This window comes from Pseudomonas entomophila L48 (assembly GCF_000026105.1).
GTDB lineage: Bacteria > Pseudomonadota > Gammaproteobacteria > Pseudomonadales > Pseudomonadaceae > Aquipseudomonas > Aquipseudomonas entomophila.
Genome location: NC_008027.1, coordinates 867,389 through 891,258 on the forward strand (window position 1 = coordinate 867,389; position 23,870 = coordinate 891,258).

General features: G+C 65.3%; 22 protein-coding genes and 1 tRNA gene. 10 read left to right on the forward strand and 13 right to left on the reverse strand.

Annotated features, from left to right (window positions below):
• Positions 1–153 precede the first annotated feature (153 nt).
• Positions 154–948, forward strand: a complete 795-nt coding sequence (locus PSEEN_RS03860; protein WP_011532176.1) for a hypothetical protein — start codon at positions 154–156, stop codon at positions 946–948.
• Entirely contained in the window at positions 945–1,400 is a 456-nt protein-coding gene (rimI, locus tag PSEEN_RS03865) for a ribosomal protein S18-alanine N-acetyltransferase (RefSeq protein ID WP_011532177.1), read from the forward strand. Before PSEEN_RS03860 ends, rimI begins: the two co-directional genes overlap by 4 nt.
• 87 nt (positions 1,401–1,487) lie before the next feature.
• On the opposite strand, the gene PSEEN_RS03870 is transcribed toward rimI, so the two are convergent.
• Positions 1,488–2,651, reverse strand: a complete 1,164-nt coding sequence (locus tag PSEEN_RS03870) for a hypothetical protein (RefSeq protein ID WP_011532178.1) — start codon at positions 2,649–2,651, stop codon at positions 1,488–1,490.
• 67 nt (positions 2,652–2,718) lie between these two features.
• Between PSEEN_RS03870 and PSEEN_RS03875 the strand changes: the two genes are divergently transcribed.
• Complete coding sequence (locus PSEEN_RS03875; protein ID WP_193383911.1) at positions 2,719–3,303, forward strand: D-Ala-D-Ala carboxypeptidase family metallohydrolase; 585 nt, start codon at positions 2,719–2,721, stop codon at positions 3,301–3,303.
• On the opposite strand, the gene PSEEN_RS03880 is transcribed toward PSEEN_RS03875, so the two are convergent.
• On the reverse strand, positions 3,243–4,148 hold the full coding sequence (locus tag PSEEN_RS03880; RefSeq protein WP_011532179.1) for a LysR substrate-binding domain-containing protein: 906 nt from the start codon (positions 4,146–4,148) through the stop codon (positions 3,243–3,245). The two genes, PSEEN_RS03875 and PSEEN_RS03880, sit on opposite strands and share 61 nt — an antisense overlap.
• A 182-nt stretch (positions 4,149–4,330) precedes the next feature.
• Between PSEEN_RS03880 and PSEEN_RS03885 the strand changes: the two genes are divergently transcribed.
• A complete protein-coding gene (locus tag PSEEN_RS03885) occupies positions 4,331–4,948 on the forward strand; it encodes a LysE family translocator (RefSeq protein WP_011532180.1) in 618 nt (205 codons plus the stop codon).
• Between the two features lie 67 nt (positions 4,949–5,015).
• Here PSEEN_RS03885 and PSEEN_RS03890 read toward each other — a convergent pair.
• Positions 5,016–5,092 (reverse strand) — tRNA-Met (locus tag PSEEN_RS03890).
• Between the two features lie 95 nt (positions 5,093–5,187).
• The gene (locus tag PSEEN_RS03895; protein ID WP_011532181.1) at positions 5,188–6,120 is read right to left on the reverse strand and encodes a FecR family protein; all 933 of its coding nucleotides are present in this window, start codon (positions 6,118–6,120) and stop codon (positions 5,188–5,190) included.
• Positions 6,121–6,311: 191 nt separating this feature from the next.
• Between PSEEN_RS03895 and PSEEN_RS03900 the strand changes: the two genes are divergently transcribed.
• The 5 genes from PSEEN_RS03900 (at position 6,312) to PSEEN_RS03920 (ending at position 13,695) form a co-directional block, all read left to right on the forward strand.
• Entirely contained in the window at positions 6,312–7,526 is a 1,215-nt protein-coding gene (locus PSEEN_RS03900) for an MFS transporter (RefSeq protein ID WP_011532182.1), read from the forward strand.
• 481 nt (positions 7,527–8,007) lie between these two features.
• The gene (locus PSEEN_RS03905) at positions 8,008–9,168 is read left to right on the forward strand and encodes an MFS transporter (protein WP_011532183.1); all 1,161 of its coding nucleotides are present in this window, start codon (positions 8,008–8,010) and stop codon (positions 9,166–9,168) included.
• A 137-nt stretch (positions 9,169–9,305) separates the two neighbouring features.
• Complete coding sequence (locus tag PSEEN_RS03910) at positions 9,306–9,932, forward strand: DNA-3-methyladenine glycosylase family protein (RefSeq protein WP_011532184.1); 627 nt, start codon at positions 9,306–9,308, stop codon at positions 9,930–9,932.
• Between the two features lie 247 nt (positions 9,933–10,179).
• Entirely contained in the window at positions 10,180–11,238 is a 1,059-nt protein-coding gene (gene ada / locus PSEEN_RS03915; protein WP_011532185.1) for a bifunctional DNA-binding transcriptional regulator/O6-methylguanine-DNA methyltransferase Ada, read from the forward strand.
• Positions 11,239–11,292: 54 nt separating this feature from the next.
• A complete protein-coding gene (locus PSEEN_RS03920) occupies positions 11,293–13,695 on the forward strand; it encodes a DUF3772 domain-containing protein (protein WP_011532186.1) in 2,403 nt (800 codons plus the stop codon).
• Positions 13,696–13,752: 57 nt separating this feature from the next.
• Here PSEEN_RS03920 and PSEEN_RS03925 read toward each other — a convergent pair whose 3' ends face one another.
• The 4 genes from PSEEN_RS03925 to PSEEN_RS03940 all read right to left on the reverse strand — a co-directional run bounded on the left by PSEEN_RS03925 (position 13,753) and on the right by PSEEN_RS03940 (position 18,564).
• Positions 13,753–14,970: a DUF3422 domain-containing protein gene (locus PSEEN_RS03925; protein ID WP_011532187.1), complete on the reverse strand. Its 1,218-nt coding sequence runs from the start codon at positions 14,968–14,970 to the stop codon at positions 13,753–13,755.
• Positions 14,971–15,143: 173 nt separating this feature from the next.
• The gene (locus PSEEN_RS03930; protein ID WP_011532188.1) at positions 15,144–16,574 is read right to left on the reverse strand and encodes an aldehyde dehydrogenase family protein; all 1,431 of its coding nucleotides are present in this window, start codon (positions 16,572–16,574) and stop codon (positions 15,144–15,146) included.
• Positions 16,575–16,587: 13 nt separating this feature from the next.
• Positions 16,588–18,087, reverse strand: coding sequence for a purine-cytosine permease family protein (locus PSEEN_RS03935; RefSeq protein WP_011532189.1), 1,500 nt, complete (start codon positions 18,085–18,087; stop codon positions 16,588–16,590).
• An 87-nt stretch (positions 18,088–18,174) separates the two neighbouring features.
• Positions 18,175–18,564, reverse strand: a complete 390-nt coding sequence (locus tag PSEEN_RS03940) for a YybH family protein (RefSeq protein ID WP_011532190.1) — start codon at positions 18,562–18,564, stop codon at positions 18,175–18,177.
• A 335-nt stretch (positions 18,565–18,899) separates the two neighbouring features.
• On the opposite strand from PSEEN_RS03940, the gene ycaC reads away from it, so the two are divergent.
• Positions 18,900–19,520: an isochorismate family cysteine hydrolase YcaC gene (ycaC, locus tag PSEEN_RS03945; RefSeq protein WP_011532191.1), complete on the forward strand. Its 621-nt coding sequence runs from the start codon at positions 18,900–18,902 to the stop codon at positions 19,518–19,520.
• 24 nt (positions 19,521–19,544) lie between these two features.
• Here ycaC and PSEEN_RS03950 read toward each other — a convergent pair whose 3' ends face one another.
• The 5 genes from PSEEN_RS03950 to PSEEN_RS03970 form a co-directional block, all read right to left on the reverse strand.
• Complete coding sequence (locus PSEEN_RS03950; RefSeq protein ID WP_011532192.1) at positions 19,545–20,705, reverse strand: MFS transporter; 1,161 nt, start codon at positions 20,703–20,705, stop codon at positions 19,545–19,547.
• A 206-nt stretch (positions 20,706–20,911) separates the two neighbouring features.
• On the reverse strand, positions 20,912–21,202 hold the full coding sequence (locus PSEEN_RS03955) for a cupin domain-containing protein (RefSeq protein ID WP_011532193.1): 291 nt from the start codon (positions 21,200–21,202) through the stop codon (positions 20,912–20,914).
• Positions 21,203–21,370: 168 nt separating this feature from the next.
• Entirely contained in the window at positions 21,371–22,471 is a 1,101-nt protein-coding gene (gene ychF, locus PSEEN_RS03960) for a redox-regulated ATPase YchF (protein ID WP_011532194.1), read from the reverse strand.
• A gap of 22 nt (positions 22,472–22,493) precedes the next feature.
• Positions 22,494–23,078 carry an aminoacyl-tRNA hydrolase gene (gene pth, locus PSEEN_RS03965; protein WP_011532195.1) on the reverse strand — a complete coding sequence of 195 codons (585 nt, stop codon included), beginning with the start codon at positions 23,076–23,078 and terminating at the stop codon, positions 22,494–22,496.
• Positions 23,079–23,157: 79 nt separating this feature from the next.
• Complete coding sequence (locus tag PSEEN_RS03970) at positions 23,158–23,754, reverse strand: 50S ribosomal protein L25/general stress protein Ctc (RefSeq protein WP_011532196.1); 597 nt, start codon at positions 23,752–23,754, stop codon at positions 23,158–23,160.
• Between the last annotated feature and the right edge of the window lie 116 nt (positions 23,755–23,870).

The window sequence follows — 23,870 nt, forward strand, 5'->3', positions numbered from 1 at the left end:
AAGCCAGCTCCTACAAGGGCTGCGCGGGGCCTGTAGGCGCTGGCTTGCCAGCGAACAGGGCCGGTAGAGCCGATAAATTCCGTCGGTCTGATGCGGCACGACGCTGTCAACGGCGTTAGAATGGCCGACTGATTTTTCCCGGATACCCGCGCCTTGCTCATCGAGTCCCGCCGCCGCGCCTACCTTTCCGCCATGCAAGTGGTGCACTGGCTGCCGCGCGCCGAACTGCCGTTCGCCGCGCCGTCGCGGCCTGAACTGCTGCTGCCGGTGGCACCGGTCGAGGACATCGATTTCGACACGCGCCCGGCGGCCCCGGCGCCGGCTACAAGCGAGGCGCCCGCAGTCCCCCAGGCCCGTGCGGAGCGGCCGAAGATCGAGATCCCGCGCCCAGGCAGCGCCCCGAAACCGGCCGCCAAGCCGGTCGAAACCACCGAGGAGGCGGCCCCGGCGCCGCGTCCAGCCCCCGTTCCACCGCCACGCTTTGCCCTGCAATTGCTGCGTGCCGGCAGTTGCCTGCTGCTGGTGGAACTGGCCACCGGCCAGCCATTCCAGAGCCGCGACCCATCCTACCTGCTGCTCAAGGACATGCTGCGCGCAGCCGGCCTGCCGGACGCCCCGCAGATCATCGGCGAGCCGGTGCGCTGGCCGTTCCTGGTGCGCGGCAACATGGACCAGGGCCCTGACGCTGCCCGGGACTTCGTCCAGGGCTTCATCGCCGCGCGTCTGGAAGAGGCGCCCTGCAGCTGCCTGTGGCTGGTCGGCCTGCCGGCCGTGCGCTTTGCCGGGCAGGCGGATGCCGAGGCCTATTACCAAGAACTCAAGGTCGACCTGCTCGGCGACGCCTGGGCCTTGCCCGGCCTTGAACTGTTGATGGACGAGCCGCAGCGCAAGGCGGACGTCTGGAAAGCCATGCGCCAGCTGATGGCGCGCTGGAAGAGCGTTGAATGAGTGAATCGATCAGTTTCCGCCCGGCGACCGAGGCGGATCTGGATGCCCTGCTTAAGATCGAGTATGCCGCGTTCAGCCACCCCTGGACCCGCGGCATCTTCCAGGATGCGCTGAAGTCGTACGAAGTGTGGCTGATGTTCGATGGCCAGCAGCAGGTGGGGCATGGGGTGATCAATGTGATCATCGACGAGGCGCACCTGCTCAATATCACCGTGAAACCGGAGAACCAGGGTTGCGGGTTGGGCCTGCGGCTGCTCGAGCACCTGATGGCGCGGGCCTATCAGCTCAACGGGCGTGAATGCTTCCTCGAAGTGCGTGCCAGCAACCAGTCGGCCTATCGCTTGTACGAACGGTATGGGTTCAACGAGGTTGGGCGGCGCCGGGACTACTACCCGGTGGCGGGTGGGCGTGAGGATGCGCTGGTGATGGCCTGCACGCTGCTGGAAGACTGATTTCGCGGTGCGGCCTGTTCGCCGGCAAGCCGGCTCCTACAGGTAAGGTAGGAGCCGGCTTGCCGGCGAACAGGCCGCACGGGCGCCTCAAATCTCTGGATGTTCTACTTCGATCGGCTTGCGCAAATCACGCAGGCTACGCGTCACCGTCCCGGTATTGCATTTGGCCGCCGCCTGCTCTGGCGTCATCTCGCGAATGGTGCGGTAGAACAGCTCGCAGGTCTGCTTCTTCTGGGTGACCTGCCACTTGGTGGTGCAGGCATCCAGCGTCAGCTTGGCATCAGCCTGCGGATTGCGACCCATGCCGGCCTGCCAGCAGGCGACGGAAAGATCCTGGCCCATCATCTTCAGGCCGGCCGCGTCGGCTTTGTCCTGGTCGCCGTCGTAACCTTTCGGGTCGGCGGCGTACCAGATCGCGCTGGGGTGGTTGGCGCCGAGCACCGGCACCTTGGTGCTGCCAGCCTCGGGGCTGATGCTGACCAGCCCCAGCACGTTCACCTTCGGCCCATACTGCTGCTGGATCCAGCTGCGCACGGGGGAGCCGAAGGCGACCATCGGCAAGGCCCCCTTGCCCGCATGGGTGAGGGCGATTTCCTTGACCATGCGTACCTGGTAGTCGTTGAAGTAGCTGTAGACCCCTTCCAGGTCCTTGCCGGCGCTGGCTGGCGCGGCAATCGGGGCGATGTCGACGATGGTCTGGTAGGCCGGGGTCTGGGTGGCGTCGACGCCGTTGAAGGTCAGCAGCTCGGCCCAGCGGTCGGTGGTGTTGGACTTCAGGTAGTCCTGGTAGTGAGTCAGCGAGTAATCCGGCGGGAAGTGCAGCAGTTCGACGCTGCGGCGGTTCTCCAGGGCCATTCCCAAGGGCAGGAACAGGTACCAGCTGAAGTCCCAGCCGCCTTTCTGGTTGAGCTGGGTGGCGCCCTGGTAGGCCAGCTCGCCGCTGTCGAGCAGCTTGCGCAGGGGCTCGGTGTAGCCTGCGGGCACGTCCGTGATTTGAGCATGCAGCTTGTCGTTGTCGCGGTTCACGGTGACCTTGGCGTTGGCATAGCCATCGCGGCGCACGCTTTGCGTGAGGTAGTGCTCGACGGTCTGCTCCAGCGTCCAGTCGCGGTAGCAGATCACGTTGCAGTTGTTGGGGTAGGCGAACAGGCGGGTGACGCGCTTGGCGTCGCCCAGGTCGATCTGCGCGTCGGCCAGCGCCATGCCGCTGAAGGCGAGGGCGGCCAGACCCGATAGGGCAATCTTGTGCATGCTTAACTCCTTGTCAGTGGCCGCCAGGGTCGGCGGGCGCGCCCATGGTGGAGGAAGAGGAGGGGGGATGAAAAGCAGCAGATTGTGGCTAGTGGCTATTAGCCTGTTGGGCATGGGTACCGTTCAGGCCGATGAGCGTGATGTGTGGATGTTCGCCCAATGGGCGGGGGACCATGAAAACCGCGCCTTTCGCAATATGCTGGTGGATGCGCGGCTGTATGGCGTGGTGCCGATCCACCAGTTGCTGCGCTCGGCCTCGGATTGGCGCCAGTGCCGTGCCTCGCCGTTTGCAGTGCCACCAGCGAGCCACTGGCCGGCGGTGCGCTCGACGCTTTCACTGATCAAGATGCTGGATGAGCAGGGCATGCTGCGCCAGTTCGAGGTGGTTTCGGCCTATCGCGACCCGCAGCTCAATGCTTGCGCGGGCGGCGCGCCTAGCAGCGCGCACATGCGTGCCTTCGCCGTCGATTTGCTGCTGCCGTCCTGGGCCGATCCCAACCCGCTGTGCCGATTCTGGCAGCAGCATGGCGAGGCCTGGAACATGGGCCTGGGCCGCTATCCATCGGGGCGCATCCACATCGATACGGCGGGTTACCGCACGTGGGGCGGCGATGGCGGCGCCGGCTCGTCGTTCTGTGCCAAGCCCAGGTGAGCCAGGCAGGCCTGGCATTCACCGCTCACCCACTGCGCGAAACGCTGGCGTTTGCCGCCGTCATCCAGTGGCTGTGGGCTGAGCAGGTGGTAGCTGGAGCCGTCGCGCAGGAAGCCGAAGGGCGCCTCAAGCTGGCCATTGTCGAGTTCGTCGCGGACCATCAGCACCGAGGCGATGGCCAACCCCACGCCCGCGCTGGCGGCCTGGAGCGACAAGTAGAAATGCTCGAAGTCGCTGCGTTCTCCTTGCTGGAGGTTCTGGCCACTCAGGCGCAGCCAAGTCGCCCAGGCGTCGGGGCGGGTGGCACTGTGGAGCAGGCGTCGGCCCTTGAAGCCTGCCTTGGCGACCGGGCCGATCCATTCATCGCAGATCTTCAGGCTGTGCAGTTGGTGGTCCCAGTGGAAGTCGTCGCGGCGCAGGGCCAGGTCCACGCCGGCGCGAGCGAAATCCACCGGCCCTCCGGCCGCCACCAGGTGCAGTTGCAGGTCGGGGTGCGCGGCGTGGAAGCGCGGCAGGCGAGGGATCAGCCAGCGCATGGCGATGGTCGGCTCGCACGAGACCACCAGGACGTTGTCGTGTGCGGGTGGATGCAGGCGCTGCACCGTCTGTTCGAGCTGTTCGAAGATGGTTCGGGTGGTGGCCTGCAGTTCGCGACCGGCGCGGGTCAGGAACAGGGCGCGGTTGCGTCGATCAAACAGTTCCACGCCGAGACTTTCCTCGAGCAGGCGCACCTGGCGGCTGACGGCGCCGTGGGTGACGTGCAGGTGTTCGGCGGCGCGCACGAAGCTTTCGGTTTCGGCGGCGATGTCGAAGTAGCGCAGGGCGTTGAGTGGGGGCAGTTTCATGGGAGGGTGTTGTCCTTTCTGGCCTCTTCGCCGGCAAGGCCGGCTCCTACAGGTTGGAGTGAGGTCCATATCTGTGAGGAAAACTAGCGTATTCGCTTCACTATAAATCGATTTTTACTGCTTTGAAGCATCTCGATAATTACGGCTCAAGTGAATTTTCATCGCCTATCGAGGACGCTTTCGTGAATGAACTCATCGCCGTCGCCCTGTTTACCGTGCTGGCTGTCATCAGCCCGGGCGCCGACTTCGCCTTGGTCACCCGCAGCAGTTACGCCCAGGGGCGCAAGGCCGGGCTGGCCGCCGCCTTGGGGGTCGCCCTGGGCGTACAGGTGCATGTGCTGTACACCGTGCTCGGCATCGCCGTGGTCATCAGCCAGAGCCCGGCGCTGTTCCTGGTGATGAAGGTGGTGGGGGCGGGCTACCTGGTCTACCTGGGCTACAAGTCGCTGACCAACACCACGCGCATTAGCCTCGACGGGCAGGCGCCCGGCGGTCAGGCCAATAGGTTGGCCGCGTTGCGCACCGGTTTCATGACCAATGCCCTGAACCCCAAGACCATGCTCTTCGTGGTCAGCGCTTACACCCAGGTGGTGCAACCGGGCAGCCCGCTGGCCGTGGATTTCGCCTATGGCGCGTTCATGTCGTTCGCCCACTGGGTGTGGTTCAGCCTGGTGGCCGTGTTTTTCTCCAGCGCAGGGTTGCGCAAGGCGATGATCGAGCGGCAGGTGATCGTGGACCGCTTGATCGGGGTAGCGTTGATCGGCCTGGGATTGGCGGTGGCAGTGGCGGGGGTGAAGTAGCCGGAAGTGGCTGCTTTTTCGCAGGCAAAGAAAAAGGGCTTATCTTTCGATAAGCCCTTTTAGAAGGTGGTGGCTACACAGGGACTTGAACCCCGGACCCCAGCATTATGAATGCTATGCTCTAACCAACTGAGCTATGTAGCCAACTTGGCGCGCATTATTAGCTCGAAACGCCAACCTGTCAACACTGTTTTCAAAAAATTTTCCAACCTTTCAAATGCTTAGCCGGAAAGTCCAGTTCAGCGCACGATCAGCCAGTGGCCCAGCACGTTGTATAGCCGCAGTTGCTGGCCGGCCGCCAGCGTGTCCAGGCTCTGGCCCGCGTGATCCAGGTCGAACTCACCGCTCACGCGGCGGTATGCGGCTTGTTCGTCCTGCCACCAGACGCGCAACCCTTGATAGCCGGCCAGGCGCTCCACCACTTCCCCCAGTGGCATGTTGGTGGCCAACAGTCGACCGTCGCGCCAGGCATCGGCGGACTTGAGGCTGATCTTTTCGACCGGATCGATCCGTTGCTCGCTGAAGGTGACCCGCTCACCGGCGCTGACCATGCGTTGGTCGCTGCCTTGCACGACAGTGGCCCTGCCGCTGATCACTTCCAGTTCATCGTGGTTACCGTGGCGGGCGATCTGCAGACGGGTGCCGAACACCTGGATCCGCGTATCGCCGACCTGCACCTCCATGGCCCGGCCATCGAGCATCACTTCCAGGTACACCTGGCCCTGCACCAGCTGCAGCAGGCGGGTGCGCCCGCGCAGGTCGACATTCATCGCGCTGGCGCTGTCCAGGTGCAAGGTCGAGCCGTCGGCCAGGCGCACGCTGCGGCGCTCGCCGACGTCGGTACTCAGTTCGCTGGCCAGGCGTTGCATCATCGGCCAGTAGAGCACCGCCAACACACTCAGCAGCGCCAGGAACACGCCCGCCAGCCACAGGCCAGCACGGCTGCGGCGAACCTCGACGATCCGCGGGCGTGGTGGCGGCGCCGGGGCCTGTAGCTGCTGCCAGTAGGCTTCCAGTTGCGCATAGGCGCGCGCATTGAGCGGGTCCTGGCACCATTGGCCGAACGCCTGGCGCAGCGCCTCGTCGCAGCCGGGTTGGCGCAGGCGGGAGAACCAGTCCAGTGCTTCCTGCTCGGGATCGGGCGTGGGGTGCAAGGCGGGCATCGGGGTCATGGGATCGGGCTGCTCGCAAGGGCGGGGCGGTTTGGCCCAGCGTTTACGGGAGGGAGTCAAAGGATGCTAATTATATTGAGAATTATTTACAAGCACGCGCGAGATGGACGGCAGGGGTAAATAAAAAGGTAGCTTCGTATCTATTTGTTTCACGATAATCGGATCCCAACCTGCGGACGGAAATCCAGCCCATGGCCATCAGCAACACCCAAAGTTCCAGCGCGAGCAGCCCGGCAAGCCAGGCAAGCCCGTTGGTGATGCGCATCATTGGTTTCTGCGCCCTGGCGCACCTGATCAACGACCTGATCCAGTCGGTGCTGCCGGCGATCTACCCGATGCTCAAGGCCAACTATGGTTTGAGCTTCGCCCAGATCGGCCTGATCACCCTGACTTTCCAGGTTACGGCTTCGTTGTTGCAGCCGTGGGTCGGTTTCTACACCGACAAGCGGCCAACCCCCAACCTGCTGCCCCTGGGTACCCTGTGCACCCTGGTGGGTATCGTGATGCTGGCCTTCGTGGGGAGCTTCCCGATGATCCTGCTGGCCTCGGCGCTGGTGGGGATCGGGTCGTCGACCTTCCACCCGGAGACCTCGCGCATCGCCCGCCTGGCCTCGGGCGGGCGTTTCGGCCTGGCCCAGTCGAGCTTCCAGGTCGGCGGCAACGCCGGTTCCGCGTTCGGCCCGCTGCTGGCGGCGGCCATCGTCATTCCGTTCGGGCAGACTCACGTGGCCTGGTTCGGCGTGGCCGGGCTGTTCTTCTTCGCCGTCACCCTGATGCTGCGCCGCTGGTACAAGGACCACCTCAACCAGTTCAAGGCGCGCAAGGCGGCGCAGGCCACCCATGGCATCTCGCGCCAGCGGGTGATGCTGGCGCTGGTGGTGCTGGGGTTGCTGGTGTTCTCCAAGTACTTCTATATGGCCAGCTTCACCAGCTACTTCACCTTCTACCTGATCGAGAAGTTCCAGCTGTCGGTGGCCAGTTCGCAGTTGCACCTGTTCCTGTTCCTCGGCGCGGTGGCGGCCGGCACCTTCTTCGGTGGGCCGATCGGTGACCGTATCGGGCGCAAGGCGGTGATCTGGTTCTCGATCCTGGGCGTGGCGCCGTTCACCTTGGCGCTGCCCTATGCCGACCTGTTCTGGACCACCGTGCTCAGCGTGGTGATCGGCTTCATCCTCGCCTCGGCGTTTTCGGCCATCGTGGTGTATGCCCAGGAGCTGGTGCCGGGCAACGTGGGGATGATCGCCGGGATCTTCTTCGGGCTGATGTTCGGCTTCGGCGGGATCGGCGCGGCATTGCTGGGCTACCTGGCCGACCTGCGCGGGATCGAATACGTGTATGGCGTGTGTTCGTTCCTGCCGTTGTTCGGGTTGCTGGCGGTGTTCCTGCCGTCCACCGGCAAGCGTTGATGAGTGGTTCACCCCCGTCGCTCTGATATGAACACTGTAGGAGCGGCTTCAGCCGCGATCACCCGCAAAGCGGGTGCCAGGTACCGCGCTACCCGCATCGCGGCTGAAGCCGCTCCTACTCCGGTCTCGGTAGGAGCCGGCTTGCCGGCGAACGATTGACGTGCCGTTCATCGATGGCCTAGAGTGCCGCCTCCTCTTTACCTGCGTAGTCGATGCAATGAACCGTAGTACTCATCCACACCGCCAGCCTGTCGCCCCGACAGCGCGCCGCGCGTGGCCGAGCGACACGGTGCTCAAGCGTCGGCGCAGCGTGCTGTTCGCCTTCACTTTCTCGCCACACCTTGCCCTGAACTGACTTCGCGATCCTGCGTCCCGCGCCTGCCCGGCGTGACCGCGGGCGTCTGCGTTCGAACATCTTTCAGCGGTTTTTCCAGCCGGCCAGGGCCAGAGCCCCTGCGCGTCGGCTTGCAAGGAGTGGTACATGAACATGCGTTTGCTGGCGGGCCTGTTGTTCGCCGTGTCGGTGGTCGGTTTCAGCCTCGGGGCGAGCCTGCCGCTGGTGTCGTTGCGCCTGCACGAGGCGGGGGCGGGGACACTGGAAATCGGCATCATCTCGGCGATCCCGGCGGCGGGCATGATGCTCTCGGCCTTCATGGTCGATACCTGCTGCAAGCACCTGACCCGGCGCGTGATCTACCTGCTGAGCTTCAGCCTGTGCACCCTGAGCATCGCCTTGCTGGAGTGGGCGTTCGACTCGATGCTGTGGCTGGCGCTGCTGCGCCTGGGGCTGGGTATCGGCATGGGCATCGCGATCATCCTGGGTGAGTCGTGGGTCAACGAGCTGTGCCCGGACCATAATCGCGGCAAGATCATGGCCCTGTACGCCACCAGCTTCACCGGTTTCCAGGTGCTTGGCCCTGCACTGCTGGCGCTGCTCGGCGCCGACAGCCCGTGGCTGACCACCGTGGTCACCGCCTGCTACGGGCTGGCCCTGTTGTGCATCTTGTTCACCGTGCCCAACGACCACGTCGAACACGGCGATGAGGGCGAGAAGAGCTTCGGCCTGGCCGGCTTCTTCCGTGTCGCGCCGGCGCTGTGCGTGGCGGTGCTGTTCTTTTCGTTCTTCGATGCCGTGGTGCTGTCGTTGCTGCCGGTGTATGCCACCAGCCATGGCTTTGCCGTGGGCGTGGCGGCCTTGATGGTGACCGTGGTGTTTGCCGGTGACATGGTCTTCCAGCTGCCGCTGGGCTGGCTGGCCGACCGGGTCGAGCGTACCGGGCTGCACCTGGTCTGTGGTCTTGTCGCGATGAGCATCGGTATCGCCCTGCCGTGGCTGCTGCAGATGACCTGGCTGTTGTGGCCGCTGCTGGTGGTGCTCGGGGCGGTCGCAGGCGGCATCTACACCCTGGCGCTGGTGTTGATCGGGCAACGCTTCAAGGGGCAGGACCTGGTCACGGCCAATGCCAGTGTCGGATTGCTCTGGGGCGTGGGCAGCCTGGTCGGGCCGCTGGTCAGCGGTGCGGCGATGGATGTGGCGCCCCATGGGTTGCCCATGGCGCTGGCGCTAATGGCGGGGTTGTTCGTGTGTTTTGCGCGGCAGGCGTATCGGCGGGCGGGCAAGTTGCAGGCGGTGGTGGACTGAGCGCCTTGTGTTGACTGAGCTGGCCCATTCGCCGGCAAAGCCGGCTCCTACAGGTACGGTGTTGGGCGCAAGAAGGGTCGTTTCATCGTGGAGCGGTTGGTCTAGGATGGAGGTTCCACCGTTGTCGAGCCGTGCCGATGATCCTTGCCGACCTTTCGCCCCAGGCCTTTGACGCAGCCACCGAGTACCTGGCTGGCCAGGACCCGGATTGGGCGCGTCACATCGCTGCCACCGGCCCTTGCCTGCACCAGGCCACGCCCGGTCGCGAGCCCTATGAGACGCTGGTGAGGGCGATCGCCTACCAGCAATTGCATGCACGGGCGGCGGAGGCGATCCTCGGGCGATTGCTGGCGTTGTTTCCCGAAACCGCATTCCCGACGCCGGAACAGTTGCTGGCGGTCAGCCCGGAGATGATGCGGGCCTGCGGGTTTTCAGCGAGCAAGACCGCGACGCTCCATGGCATCGCCCAGGCGTATCTGGAGGGTGTTGTACCCAGTCGGGCAGAAGCCTTGCTGCTGCCGGACGATGCCTTGGTCGAGCGTCTGGTGAGCCTGCGTGGGGTCGGGCGCTGGACGGTGGAGATGCTGCTGATCTACAGCCTGGAGCGTTCGGACATCCTGCCGGTGGATGACTTTGGCGTGCGCGAGGGCTATCGCCGGATGAAAGGGTTGGAAAAGGCACCGACGCCAGCGCGGATGCGCGAAATGGGGCAAGCGTGGAGCCCTTATCGTACGGTAGCAGCCTGGTACCTGTGGCGTGCCTGATCGACCTGCGCATTCCCTGTAGGAGCCGGCTTTGCCGGCGAATGGGCCTGTGCAGGCAGCGCAAGGCCGTTGCTTTCGTACCGGCTGTCGCGGCCTATTCGCCGGCAAAGCCGGCTCCTACAGGTAGCGTGCGGGTGTTTGACGATGAGGGAGTCTGGATGGCACCTGATGAATTACCTGCAAGAATCGGAGTGATCGTGCCAGCCGCAGCTGTCAGGCTGAGCCCATCGATGCCTGGAGAGACGCCATGACCCCCGTCCCGACCTACACCACCGAAGCCGCGCGTTGGCAGGCCGTGCAGTCCCGCGACACTGCCGCCACCGGCCATTTCGTCTATGCCGTGCGCACCACCGGGGTGTATTGCCAGCCAGCGTGCAAGTCGCGCCTGGCCAAGCGCGAGAATGTCGAGTTCTTCACCGACGCCGCCCAGGCCGAAGCCGCCGGCTACCGGGCCTGCAAGCGTTGCGCGGGCGGTATTCAAGCCGTGCGCCGCAGTGATCTGGTGGCCCGCGCCTGCCGCCTGATCGAAGCCAGCGACCCCGCGCCCAGCCTCGACCAGCTGGGCGCGGCGCTGAGTCTCAGCCCCTTCCACCTGCACCGTCTGTTCAAGGCCGAAACCGGCCTGACGCCCAAGGCCTACGCCTCGGCATTCCGCGCCCGGCGCCTGCGCGAGCGTCTGGACAATGCACCCAGTGTCACCGAAGCCATCTACGACGCCGGCTACAACTCCAACAGCCGCTTTTACGAAAGTGCCGGTGAACGCCTGGGCATGCGCCCGCGCGAGTACCGTGCGGGCGGAGAGGGTGCGACCATTCACTTTGCCCTGGGCCAGTGTTCGCTGGGGGCGATCCTGGTTGCCCAGAGCCAGCGAGGCATCTGCGCGATCCTGCTGGGCGATGAGCCCGAGCCATTGCTCGACGAGCTGCAGGACCAGTTCCCCAAGGCGCGATTGATCGGTGGCGACGAAGGCTTCGAGCGGCTGGTCGCCGAAGTGGTGGGTTTCGTCGAAGCCCCGGCGCTGGGCCTGGCCCTGCCGCTGGACGTGCAGGGCACGGCTTTTCAGGAGCGGGTCTGGCAGGCGTTGCGCGAGATACCGGCGGGCACCCGGGTGAGCTACACCGACATCGCCGAGCGCATCGGCGCGCCCAAGGCGTTCAGGGCGGTGGCCCAGGCCTGCGCGGCCAACCACATCGCGGTGGCCATCCCCTGCCACCGGGTGGTGCGCCGCGACGGTGACCTCAGCGGCTACCGTTGGGGCATTGAACGCAAACGCCAGTTGCTGGACCGAGAGACGGCACTCTCCTGAGCCTCTGGAACGCGTAGAATTCACGCCCTGTCGAGTTGTATAGAGGAACATTCGATGAGGCGTGTCAGCCTTGACCGATTTTATGCGGGGCTTCTGGCCCTGCTGTTGTGCGTGGCCGTGCCCGCCTGGGCTCAGCCGGCCACGCCGGTGTCGCGCCTGGCCGTGGCCGAACAGCAGGTGCTGGATGAGAACGCCGGCCTGGAGGAACTGAGCGAGCGGCTCGACCAGATCCGCCAGGGCGTCACCAGCAACGCCAACGACGACCTGCTCGCGCAGTTGCGCCAGTCGGCCCTGCAGGTGCAGCGCCAGGCCGATGTGCTGGTCACCCAGCGCACTGCCGATGTGCAGCGCCTGGACGACCAGCTCAACGTGCTCGGCCCACAGATGCCGGAAGAGGCCCAGAGCCTGACCCGCCAGCGCAAGCAGCTCACCGATGAGAAAAATGATGTACTCGCCGAGCAGAAGGACGCCACCACGCTGGCTCAGTCGGCCCGTGACCTGTCCACCCAGATCGTCAACCTGCGCCGCAGCCTGTTCAACTCGCAGATCACCAGCCGCGCCGCCAGCCCGCTGAGCCCGGCGTTCTGGTCGAGCCTGATCCGCCCCACCGACGACGACGTGGCGCGCTTGCGCGACCTGCGCGGCGAAGCGTCGGATGCCATGGCCAGCGCCTTCAGCGCCGAGCACCGCTGGTGGTTCATCACCGCCCTGGTCGCCGCCGTGCTGGTCTGGACCCTGGTGCGCCGGGTGCTCGAACGGTTGCTGGCCGACGCGATGATCCGCTGGCTGCCCGAAGGCCGCCTGCGCCGCAGCGCCTTGGCGCTGAGTGTCAGCCTGGCGACCCTGGGCACCATCTCCGGCTCGGTGTCGCTGCTGCGCTGGGGCCTGGAAAGCAGCGCCGACCTCGGCCCCGACCTCGCCAGCCTGACCAACCACATCCTCGCGTTGGTGGTGTTCAGTGCCTTCATCTCGGGCCTTGGCCGCGCCATGCTGATGCTGCAACGCCCGTCCTGGCGCCTGCCGCCGATCGCCGACGAAGTGGCCAGCGCCCTGGGCTGGTTCCCCAAGGTACTGGCCCTGGCGCTGATGGTGCTGCTCACCCAGGAACGCATCAACAGCGTGATCGGCACCAGCCTGGCCCTGACCCTGGCCACCAACGGCGTGACCGCGCTGGTGGTGTCACTGTTGTTCGTCGTGGCCCTGCTGCGCTATCGCCGCGCCCATCGCCTGCATGACCTGGAGCGTCCGAAAGGGCTGGCCGGGCTGATCCCGTTCGTGATCGTGGTGTGGGTGGTGGCGATCCTGCTGACCCTGCTGGCCGGTTACCTGACGCTGGCGTACTTCCTCACCGCCAAGTTGCTGTGGATCAGCGTGGTGGTGACCTGCGCCTACCTGCTGGTCACGGTGTTCGGCGACCTGTGCGAAACGTTGCTGTCGCCTCGCCAGCCGGGTGGCCTGGCACTGGCCTCGGCCCTGGGCCTGCAACAACGCCACCAGGCCCAGGCCAGCACCGTGCTGGCGGGCATCGGCCGCACGCTGCTGCTGTTCGCCGCCGCATTGCTGGTGTTCATGCCTTCGGGCACCAGCCCGGGCGAGCTGCTGCTGAGCCTGGCGGACTGGGATGGCACCGGCGGCAAGGTACTCGGCAACCTGAACATCGTGCCCCAGGATATCTTCCTGGCCGTGGCGATCTTCCTCGGTGGCTGGTTCGCCATCCGCGTGGTCAAACGCTGGCTGAGCGAGCGCCTGCTGCCGGAAACCGACATGGACGCCGGCATGCGCGCCTCGCTGGTGACCCTGGTGGGCTACCTCGGCTTCCTGTTCCTGGCCATGCTGGTGATGTCGACCCTGCACATCAACCTGACCAGCCTGACCTGGGTGGTCAGTGCGCTGTCGGTGGGTATCGGTTTCGGCCTGCAGCAGATCGTGCAGAACTTCATTTCCGGCCTGATCCTGCTCACCGAGCGCCCGGTGAAGGTGGGCGACTGGGTGAGCCTGGCCGGTGTCGAGGGTGACATTCGCCGGATCAACGTGCGCGCCACCGAGATCCAGATGTCCGACCGCTCGACGGTGATCGTGCCCAACTCGCAGTTCATCTCGCAGAACGTGCGCAACGTGACCATGGCCAATGCCCTCGGGGTGGTCAGCATCACCCTGACGCTGCCGCTGGAGACTGACCCTGCAAAAGTACGCGAGGTGCTGCTGGCGGCGTACAAGGAGCATGAGTCGATCCTCGATGCGCCGGCCACGTCGGTGACCTTCAAGGACCTGACCAGCAGTGGCATGGTGATCGGGGTGAGCGGCTATGTGGCCTCGCCACGGCAGGTATCGAGCACGCGCAGCGACCTGCTGTTCACTATCCTCGGGCGCTTGCGCGACGAGGGCATTGCCCTGTCCTCGCCGCAGAGCATGGTGCTGGTGCAGGAGAACGGGCGACCGGTCGACGAGCCAGCATGACGCCATTCGCCGGCAAGCCGTGCCTCCTGTAGGAGCCGGCTTGCCGGCGAACCGCCCTCAATGCTGCTTGGCGCGCCTGATCCGCATCAATATCAGCAACAGCACCAACCCCGCCACTGGCGCCATCCCCAGCATCGCCTCCCGTGCCGTCAGCCCCGCCCCCAGCACATTCAACCCGCCATACAGCAGCTTGAACAGGTTCAGCAGGTAATAGGTGATCGCAATGATCGACAAACCTTCCACCGCCCGTTGGATCTTCACCTGGGCATCGGCCCGGGCATTGAGGCTGCGCAGGATCTCGGCGTTCTGTTCCTCCATCTCCACCTGCACCCGCGCTTGCAGCAGGTCGCCCAGGTTGGCGACGTTCTTCGCCAGCTGTTCCAGGCGCTGCTCGGTGGCCACGCAGTAACGCAGCGTCGGTTTGAAGCGTCGCTCGATGAACACCCCCAGACGCTGGCAGTCGGCGACATGGCTTTCGCGCAGTTCACCGAGGCGTTCGAACACCAACTGCGCATAGGCCTGGCTGGCGCCGAAGCGGTGTCGGGTCTGTACCGTGCGGTCGACTACCTGGCGCGACAGGTGGGCGATGGCTTCGAGCAGGGGCTTGGAATCGTTGGGCGCGACGTTGGTGCTGCGTTCGGAGAGGCTGACCAGGGTCTTGTCGAAACCGTCCAGTTCCTGGCCCAGGGCCTTGGCCGTGTCCAGGGTCAGCGAGGCCATCATGCGGTAGGTCTCGATCTCCAGCAGGCGGCGGATCATGCGGCCCTGGCGGTAGGCGTTGAGCCGGCGGTTGATGAACAGCAGGCGGTTGGTGCCATCCTCGGTCAGGCGGAAATCGCTCCACACCACCGCGTCGCCACCGCCGACGCTGGAGCCGCAGGGGTCCTTGAAGCCATAGCGGGCGAGGTCCAGATCCTGTTCGTCGCGTACCAGCACCTGCACGGCGTTGATCACTTGCGCCGCCTGCGGGGCGATGGCCTCGGCGAGCGCGGCGGGTAAAGGCTGCCAGTCGCTGTCGTGGCTGGCGCAGGGCACCACCAGGGTGAGGGTGAAAAATTCGGCGTGCCGCTCCCACTTGAACGGGTGGCCGTCGAGCCGGGTGATGCCCTGGGCAGCCTGCGTGTCGTGGGCCTCGGGGCAGCAGCGTTGCAGCAGGGCCCGGCAGTCGGCCTCGCCGCCGAGCAGGGCGAGATGGTGGACGTGAGCCGGGTCGTCGAAGTACAGCGATGGACGGGCGTGCAGTTCGTTGTGCAGGGCGGTGCGAAGAGGGTGCATGGGGCTGGCCTGGTGTTGTGATTGTGGGGCTACCAGGAGGTGGGACTTCGCGGCGGGGAGGAAAAGTCACGGCCCCTTCGCTGGCAAGGCCGGCTCCTGCAATCGACGTGGCGACTGTAGGAGCCGGCCTTGCCGGCGAATAGGGCGGAGCAGGCGAAGGCGGGATTACGTCCTCAGCCCAGGCACCGCGTCACATGCTTCACCGACTGATACCCCGAAAGCCCCCAAGGCCCAAGCTCTCGGCCAATGCCGCTGCCCTTGGTCCCGCCCCACGAGGTCTCGACGAACACCGCCTGCACCGAGTTGATCCACACATGCCCGACCTCCAGCGCATCGGCCACGCGCTCGGCGCGTTCCAGGTCGGCGGAGCAGACGGTGGCCACCAGGCCGAAGCGGCTGTCGTTGGCCTGGGTGATGGCTTCGGCTTCAGTGCTGAAGCGCCGTGCGCACAGCACCGGCCCGAAGATCTCCTCGCCCCACAGGCGGCTGCTCTCGGGCACCTCCACATACAGTGTCGGGCTGACGAACCAGCCGTCACGGTCCAGCGCCTTGCCGCCGGCCAGGCACTTCAGGCCTTCCTCGCGGGCGGTGGCGAAATAGCCGGCCACCTTGAGCCACTGCGCCTGGCTGGTCAGCGGCCCCATGTCCACTTCTTCAGTGAGCGGGTTGCCTACGCGCAACGTCTCCAGTGCCGCCTGCAAGCGCGGCAGAAGCGCGTCGGCGATGCCGTCCTGCACCAGCAGGCGCGAGGTGGCCGAGCACATCTGCCCGGCGTTCCAGGTGATACCGGCGACGATCCATTCCACGGCTTGGTCGACATCGCAATCGTCGAACACCACGATGGCCGACTTGCCGCCCAGCTCCAGTGTCACGGGCCGGCACTGGGCCGCTGCGGCGCGCATCACCTGGCTGCCGACGCCGTTGCTGCCGGTGAACGACAGCTTGTCCAGGCCGTTGTGGCCGCTCAGGGCGGCGCCGGTCTCGGCCTTGCCGTTGACGATGTTCAGCACGCCGGCCGGCAGGCCCAGCTGCTCGGCGATCTGGCCGTAGGCCTGTTCGATCAGCGGGGTGACTTCGGAGGGCTTGAGCACCACGGTGCAGCCCGCCGCGAGCGCCGGGGCGAGCTTCCAGGCACTGGTCACCAGCGGGAAGTTCCACGGCACGATCAGGCCGACCACGCCCACCGGCTCCAGGCGGGTGCGGGCGGTGAAGCCCGGCGCGGCCAGGGGCACGTCGCGGTTTTTTGCCGGTAGTTGCTCGGCCAGCTCGGCGTAGTAGGCGAAGGTGGCGATGGCGTCGTCCAGGTCGATCTCCGCCTCGTGGCGCGGCTTGCCGTTGTTGCGCATCTGCAGGGCGATCAGCTCGTCGCGGCGTTGGCCCAGTTGCTCGGCGAAGCCGCGCAGGTAGGTGGCACGCTCGGCGGCGCTGACTGTCTTCCAGGAGGCCAGGGCGCGGCGCGCGGCGGCCACGGCCTGGTCGACCTGGCCGGCGCTGGCGGCCATCAGTTCGGCGAACGGCTGGCCTTCGGACGGGTTGTGGACAACGAGGCAGTCGCTGCCCTGGCCTTCGACCCAGCGGCCGTCGATGTAGTGAGGTGTGGTCATGGTCGGATTCCAGTCAGGCCATTTCGGCGGTGGTCACGGGCTTTACGGGCGTGCTTTTGCAGCGCACCCAGCGCGGGCCCCGGGGGCCATACACGCCAGCGGGTTCGGGGAACAGGTTGAGCAGGACCAGGTACAGCACGGCGGCGATACCCAGGGTCACCGGCAGGCTCAGGTCGATACCGCCGGCCAGTTCACCCAGCGGGCCGACGAACTGCCCCGGCAGGTTGACGAAGCACAGGCCGACCGCCGCGCTGGGGATCCACGCGCCCATGCCGCGCCAGTTCCAGCCGTGGTCGAACCAGTAGTGGCCGCCTTGCTGGCCACGGGTGAACACCTGCAGGTCGTCGGCATGGTAGAAGCCGCGGCGGGTGATCAGCCCGAGGATCATGATCACCATCCAGGGGCTGGTGCAGGTGATGATCAGCACGGCGAAGGTCGACACGCTCTGCACCAGGTTGAAGGTGAAGCGGCCGACGAAGATGAAACCGATGGCCAGCACGCCGATCAGCAGGGTGGCGGCGGCGCGGCTGAGCAGGCGCGGGAACACGCTGGACATGTCCAGGCCGGTGCCGTACAGCGCCGTGGTGCCGGTGGACATGCCGCCGATCACCGCGATCAGGCACACCGGCAGGAAGAACCAGCCCGGCGAGATCGCCAGCAGGCCGCCGACGTAGTTGTTGGCGGCGATGTAGTCCGGCGCCTGGCTGGCGACCAGGGTGGCGGTGCACAGGCCGAACAGGAACGGGATCAGCGTGGCGGCCTGGGCGAGGATCACCGCCAGCATGATGCGCGACTTGGGCGTTTCGCGCGGGATGTAGCGCGACCAGTCACCCAGGAAGGCGCCGAACGACACCGGGTTGCTCATGGCCAGGATCGCCGCGCCGACGAACGCTGCCCAGAAGCCGGCTTGGCCGAGGTTGACGCTGCCGGCGTAGCCTGCGTCGAAGGGCCCGGCGAAGGCGAAGATGCCCAGCAGGAACAGCAGGCTCGAAGCCCACACCGCGATCTTGTTGACCCACAGCATGAAGCGGAAGCCGAAGATGCACACCACCAGCACCAGCACTGCGAACAGGCCGTAGGCCAGGCCCAGGGTGAGGTCGGTTTCCGGCAGGCCGACCAGGCGCTTGGCGCCGCCGACCAGGGCATCGCCCGAGCTCCATACCGACAGCGAGAAGAACGCCACGGCGGTGAGCAGCGACAGGAACGAACCGACGATACGCCCGTGCACGCCGAAGTGCGCACCGGACGAAACCGCGTTGTTGGTGCCGTTGAGCGCGCCGAACAGGCCCATGGGCGCGAGGATCACCGCGCCGATGCCGACGCCAAGCAGGATCGCCCAGACCCCGGCCTGGAACGACAGCCCGAACAGTACCGGGAAGCTGCCCAGCACGGCGGTGGCGAAGGTGTTGGCGCCGCCGAAGATCAGGCGGAACAGGTCAAGCGGGGCGGCGTCGCGTTGATCGTCGGGGATCTGTTCGACGCCATTGGTCTCGATACCGGTCGAGTGGCTCATGGTGATGCTCCAGCGCGAATGTTGTCGGCCGTCGGGCGGCCTTGTTGTGGGTGCGATGGCAGTGCGGCAGGGCCGCTTGAAAGGTGATCAGCTCGGCGAGACGACCGACAGGTGCTCGTGGCAGGCCAGCCAGCGTTCGCCGTGCAGGCGAAAGACGATGGTCTCGCGTTCGCTCAGGTCGAGCACTTCACCGGCGACGCGCAAGCGCGTGGCCACGTCGTGCATGAAGATCGCCACGTCGCCTTGCTGGCTTACCTGTGCATTGCTGGATTCACAGCCGAGCACGGCGAAGCCATCGGCCTGCCAGCTGGCCCAGAGGTCTTCATAGGCGCGGCGCGACAGCAGCGGTTGCGGCACGGTGTGGAAGAGGAAGGTGGCGTCTTCGCTGAAGCAGGCGAAGTAACGGGCGGTGTCGTTGCTGGCGAAGGCGGCGACGAGGTCGGCGGCGGCCTGCCGTACCTGGAGTGTCTGGTCCACGGGAGTGGCCTCACGGTTTATTGTGATTGTTGGTGAAGCGATTCTGGTGGGGGCGGGCGAGGGGAAAAATCGCTGCGGGCAAATAATCAGTTCAGGAAATCCTGAACCAATGGCTGGCAAGCATCCTCTGTAGGAGCGGCTTCAGCCGCGATGCGGCCACCAAGGTGCCTGGCATCCGCTTCGCGGATGATCGCGGCTAAAGCCGCTCCTACAGCGGTCGTGGCAGATCCATGGGGCAAGTTTTGCTCCATGGAGGCCGACCGACTGACGGTCGGTCCTGCACGTCATGTTTGCCTACGCTGTAACTCCCAACCTTTGAAGCAAGGAGTTCAGCCATGGCTTTCCACTACAACCGCCTGGACAAGAACAACGCCGCGGTCCTGCTGGTCGACCACCAGGCCGGCCTGCTGTCGCTGGTACGCGATATCGACCCCGACCGCTTCAAGAACAACGTGCTGGCGCTTTCCGACCTGGCCAAGTACTTCAAGCTGCCCACCATCCTCACCACCAGCTTCGAAACCGGCCCCAACGGCCCGCTGGTGCCCGAGCTCAAGGAACAATTCCCCGATGCGCCGTACATCGCCCGCCCCGGCAACATCAATGCCTGGGACAACGAAGACTTCGTCAAGGCGGTGAAGGCCACCGGCAAGAAGCAGCTGATCATCGCCGGGGTGGTCACCGAGGTGTGCGTGGCCTTCCCGGCGCTGTCGGCGCTGGAGGAGGGCTTCGACGTGTTCGTCGTCACCGACGCCTCCGGCACCTTCAACGAGCTGACCCGCGACTCGGCCTGGCGGCGCATGGAGGCCGCCGGCGCGCAACTGATGACCTGGTTCGGCGTGGCCTGCGAGCTGCACCGTGACTGGCGCAACGACATCGAGGGGCTGGGCACGCTGTTCTCCAACCATATCCCCGACTATCGCAACCTGATGACCAGCTACAGCAAGCTGGCCAAGTAGTGGTTTCACTGGTGCGGTGAGCGATCACCGCGCCAGTTTCAATGCACCATTCGCGGGTGTCGCGGACCAGATCGCCAGCCCCGCAGCCACTGTAGTCAACAATGCTCCGGCCCAGGGCGTGGCCTCCAGCGCGGAGCCGGTGATCACCACGCCACCGATGGCCGAACCCAGCCCGACGCCCAGGTGCATGGCCGACATATTCAGGCTCATGCCTGCCGGGAAGGTACCTTCCCCACGCTTGGCCAGGTAGCTCTGTACCACTGGCGAGGTGGTCCAGCTCAACCCGCCCCAAAGCATCATCGCCGGCAGGAACAGCCATGGCGTGCCCGCGCTCAGCGGCAGCATCAGCAGGCTGGCGAGGTACAACAGAGGCGCCAGCAGGATGGCCTTGGCCACGCCCAAGCGATCGGCCATCCAGCCACCGACATAGCCGCCCGAGACACCGGCGATGCCGAATGCCGCGAACACCGCTGCCAGCCATTGCGGCGGTACATGGGCAACCTGCTGGGCGTAAGGCGCGAGGTAGGCGAACACAGTGAAGTGCCCGGCGATCATCAGCAGGGATACCCCCTGCGCGGCTGTGAGGCGGCTGTCGCGCAGATGGCGCACGTAGCTGGCCAGGGCGATGCGTTCGTTGCTCTGCAGCGTCGGCAGCCCGCGCCAGGCCATCAACAACACTGCCACCGCCAGGCCGCTCAGGCCGACGAACACGCCGCGCCAGCCTAGGGCGTCGCACAGCAGCATGCCGGCCGGCACACCGAGTATCAGCGAGCTGCAGATGCCCATGAAGATCACCCCGATGGCGCGCCCGCGCAGGGCTTCGGGCGCCATGCGCGTGGCCATCAAGGTGCAGGTCAGGCAGGTCAGCGCGCTGGTCGCGGCCATGCCGATGCGGGCGATCAGCAGTGCGGTGTAACCGGGCGCCCATGCCGCCAGCAGGTTGCACAGGGCGAACAGCGCAAGCGTGGCGCACAGCAGGCCACGCAGCGGCAGGCGTGTGGTGAGCAGGGGAGAGAAGGGCGCGGCGAGGGCGAAGCTCAGGGAGAAGACCGTGGTCAGTTGCCCGGCCACGCCGAGCGGAACGTCCAGGCCGTCGGCCAGGGCCGGGAGGATGCCGACCGTGATGTTTTCCGCCATGCCCGTGACGAACGTCGCCAGGGCCAGCAGCCAGATACGCGGGCTCATGTGTTGCCTCCGATAAACGGGCCGGCCAAGGTCCGGACCCATTTGTCCCGACGGTTGACCGGCAGTGGTCAGGTCCATCGGGTTTCGAGGCAGTGCTTCGGTTATCCCGGTTCAAGCAGGGGCAATTGTAGACGTTTGCGAGAAGTGGGTGAAGCTGCGGCGCGGCCCCTGTAGGAGCCGGCTTGCCGGCGAACCGGCCCGCACAGCTACTTCAACTCAGTCTCGATGAACACGATCTCGTGGTCACTGGCATTGATCACATTGTGCTCGACCCCCGCCTTGCGGAAGTAGCTCTGCCCCGCCACCAGGGGTGCCCGTTTCTCACCTTCGGGGGTTTCCAGCAGCAAGATGCCATCGGTCATCGGCACCACCACATAGTCATGGCCATGCAGATGACGCCCGGTCTCGGCACCCGGGGCGAAGCGCCATTCGGTGACGATCACCTCGTCGGTGTCCACCTGCACGGTGGGGATAGCCTGGGGGCGAGTGTGTTTCATGAGCGAGTCCTGCCTGCGCAAAAGTGTCTAGCCTGGACCGGGCCATGGAGGGCGATAAATGCAAATCTGCTGGCAGTCAGTCAGCGAAACGCTCACCTAAGCCGCAGAAAAAAGAAAACCCCTTGAGCGCGAACGCTCAAGGGGTTTCTCTCATCGAAGCCTGAAGACTTAGACGTTGAAGCGGAAGTGCATCACGTCACCGTCCTTGACGATGTAGTCCTTGCCTTCCAGGCGCCACTTGCCGGCTTCCTTGGCACCGCCTTCACCCTTGAACTGGATGAAGTCGTCATAGGCCACCACTTCGGCGCGGATGAAGCCTTTCTCGAAGTCGGTGTGGATCACGCCAGCGGCTTGCGGCGCGGTGGCGCCGACACGGACGGTCCAGGCACGTACTTCCTGAACGCCGGCGGTGAAGTACGTCTGCAGGTTCAGCAGTTCGTAGCCGGCACGGATCACGCGGTTCAGGCCAGGCTCTTCCAGGCCCAGGGCCTCGAGGAACATGTCCTTCTCTTCGCCTTCGTCCAGCTCGGCGATCTCGGCTTCGATCTTGTTGCACACCGGCACCACGACCGCGCCTTCTTCCTTGGCGATGGCCTTGACCACGTCCAGGTGCGGGTTGTTGTCGAAGCCGTCTTCGGCAACGTTAGCGATGTACATCACCGGCTTGCTGGTCAGCAGGTGGAAACCACGGATCACGGCCTTCTCGTCGTCAGCCATGTTTTTCATCAGGCTGCGCGCCGGCTTGCCTTCGGTGAAGTGCGGGATCAGTTTTTCCAGGATGGCCTTCTGCGCCAGGGCATCCTTGTCGCCGCCCTTGGCGTTGCGGGCCACCTTCTGCAGTTGCTTCTCGCAGCTGTCGAGGTCGGCGAAGATCAGCTCGAGGTCGATGATCTCGATGTCGCGCTTGGGGTCGACGCTGTTGGAGACGTGGATCACGTTCTCGTCTTCGAAGCAGCGCACCACGTGGGCGATGGCGTCGGTCTCGCGGATGTTGGCGAGGAACTTGTTGCCCAGGCCTTCACCCTTCGAGGCACCGGCGACCAGGCCGGCGATGTCGACGAATTCCATGGTGGTCGGCAGGATGCGGTTCGGCTTGACGATCTCGGCCAGCGCGTTCAGGCGCGCGTCGGGCATCGGCACGATGCCGCTGTTCGGCTCGATGGTGCAGAAGGGGAAGTTCTCCGCCGCGATGCCAGACTTGGTCAGGGCGTTGAACAGGGTGGACTTGCCGACGTTGGGCAGGCCGACGATGCCGCAATTGAAACCCATGGGTATTCCCCTTTCTAAAGTGTCAGGCCTTCTGGCAGTGCAGTTCGCGCATCGCCTTGGCGAAGTCGCCGGCAAGCACGTCGGGCATCACGCCGAGGGCAAAATCGATGCTGGCGTCGAGCTTCTCCTGCTCGGCGCGCGGCGCGCGACCCAGGACGAAGTTGGAGACCAGTTTGGCGTCGCCCGGGTGGCCGATGCCAAGCCGCAGGCGGTGGAAGTCGTTCTGGTTGCCGAGCTGCGCGATGATGTCGCGCAGGCCGTTGTGCCCGCCATGGCCACCGCCTCTCTTGAGCTTGGCGACGCCGGGGGGCAGGTCGAGTTCGTCGTGGGCCACCAGGATCGCTTCCGGCTTGATGCGGAAGAAATTGGCCAGAGCCGCCACGGACTGGCCGCTACGGTTCATGTAGGTGGTGGGGATCAGCAAACGAACATCGTTGCCTTGATGGCTGAACTTAGCCGTCAGGCCAAAATACTTCTTGTCAGCGGTCAGCGACACGCGCTGGGCACTGGCAAGGCGTTCAACGAAAAGAGCCCCTGCGTTATGCCGGGTCTGTTCGTATTCGGGGCCGGGGTTACCCAGGCCGACGATCAACTGGATGGCGGTCACGTCAGGGGCTCTTCCTTGGAGTTGGTGGGTTACGGTGCGCGCGGCACTGTAACCCGATCAACGCCGGCGTGCGAGTGGATTACTCGGCAGCGCCTTCAGCAGCTTCAGCGGCAACGCGCGGGGCGTGGACGTTGGCAACAGCTTTGTCATCACCGTGGGCCAGAGCGACGAACTCTACGCCTTTCGGAGCTTTCAGGTCCGACAGGTGGATGATGGTGCCGACTTCGGCCTTCGAGAGGTCGACTTCGATGAACTCAGGCAGGTCCTTGGCTTCGCAGGACACTTCGATCTCGGAAACGACGTGCGAGATCTCGCCGCCTTTCTTGATCGGGGCTTCTTCGCCGACGAAGTGAACTGGAACCTTGGCGGTCAGCTTCTGGCCAGCAACGACGCGAACGAAGTCGGCGTGCATGATGAAGCCTTTGGCCGGGTGACGCTGCATGGCCTTGACCACGACGTTTTGCTTGGCGCCATCGACGTTCAGTTCGATAACGTGGCTGAAGGCAGCTTCGTTTTCGAACAGTTTGGCGATTTCCTTGGCCACGATGGTCAGGGATTGGGCTTCTTTATCGCCACCGTAGACAACGGCAGGGATGTTGGCGGAGTGACGCAGGCGGCGGCTCGCACCTTTCCCCAGGTCAGTACGCGCTTGGGCGTTCAGGATGAAGTCAGTCATTTTGTTTCTCCAAAATAGCCTCCCGAAAGGCGTTTGCGACCAGCGCCAGACGGGGATGGCAAAAAAGCCCCGCCCCAACAACCAGTGTTGGGGCGGGGCGCTTTTCGTCAGCGAGT

Coding starts and splice junctions, on each gene's coding strand:
- ycaC (WP_011532191.1), top strand. CDS start 18,900: ATGGCTTTCCACTACAACCGCCTGGACAAGAACAACGCCGCGGTCCTG.
- PSEEN_RS03870 (WP_011532178.1), bottom strand. CDS start 2,651: ATGCACAAGATTGCCCTATCGGGTCTGGCCGCCCTCGCCTTCAGCGGC.
- ychF (WP_011532194.1), bottom strand. CDS start 22,471: ATGGGTTTCAATTGCGGCATCGTCGGCCTGCCCAACGTCGGCAAGTCC.
- PSEEN_RS03935 (WP_011532189.1), bottom strand. CDS start 18,087: ATGAGCCACTCGACCGGTATCGAGACCAATGGCGTCGAACAGATCCCC.
- PSEEN_RS03900 (WP_011532182.1), top strand. CDS start 6,312: ATGGCCATCAGCAACACCCAAAGTTCCAGCGCGAGCAGCCCGGCAAGC.
- PSEEN_RS03875 (WP_193383911.1), top strand. CDS start 2,719: ATGAAAAGCAGCAGATTGTGGCTAGTGGCTATTAGCCTGTTGGGCATG.
- PSEEN_RS03925 (WP_011532187.1), bottom strand. CDS start 14,970: ATGCACCCTCTTCGCACCGCCCTGCACAACGAACTGCACGCCCGTCCA.
- rimI (WP_011532177.1), top strand. CDS start 945: ATGAGTGAATCGATCAGTTTCCGCCCGGCGACCGAGGCGGATCTGGAT.
- PSEEN_RS03930 (WP_011532188.1), bottom strand. CDS start 16,574: ATGACCACACCTCACTACATCGACGGCCGCTGGGTCGAAGGCCAGGGC.
- ada (WP_011532185.1), top strand. CDS start 10,180: ATGACCCCCGTCCCGACCTACACCACCGAAGCCGCGCGTTGGCAGGCC.
- PSEEN_RS03910 (WP_011532184.1), top strand. CDS start 9,306: ATGATCCTTGCCGACCTTTCGCCCCAGGCCTTTGACGCAGCCACCGAG.
- PSEEN_RS03905 (WP_011532183.1), top strand. CDS start 8,008: ATGAACATGCGTTTGCTGGCGGGCCTGTTGTTCGCCGTGTCGGTGGTC.
- PSEEN_RS03880 (WP_011532179.1), bottom strand. CDS start 4,148: ATGAAACTGCCCCCACTCAACGCCCTGCGCTACTTCGACATCGCCGCC.
- PSEEN_RS03970 (WP_011532196.1), bottom strand. CDS start 23,754: ATGACTGACTTCATCCTGAACGCCCAAGCGCGTACTGACCTGGGGAAA.
- PSEEN_RS03920 (WP_011532186.1), top strand. CDS start 11,293: ATGAGGCGTGTCAGCCTTGACCGATTTTATGCGGGGCTTCTGGCCCTG.
- PSEEN_RS03955 (WP_011532193.1), bottom strand. CDS start 21,202: ATGAAACACACTCGCCCCCAGGCTATCCCCACCGTGCAGGTGGACACC.
- PSEEN_RS03950 (WP_011532192.1), bottom strand. CDS start 20,705: ATGAGCCCGCGTATCTGGCTGCTGGCCCTGGCGACGTTCGTCACGGGC.
- PSEEN_RS03895 (WP_011532181.1), bottom strand. CDS start 6,120: ATGACCCCGATGCCCGCCTTGCACCCCACGCCCGATCCCGAGCAGGAA.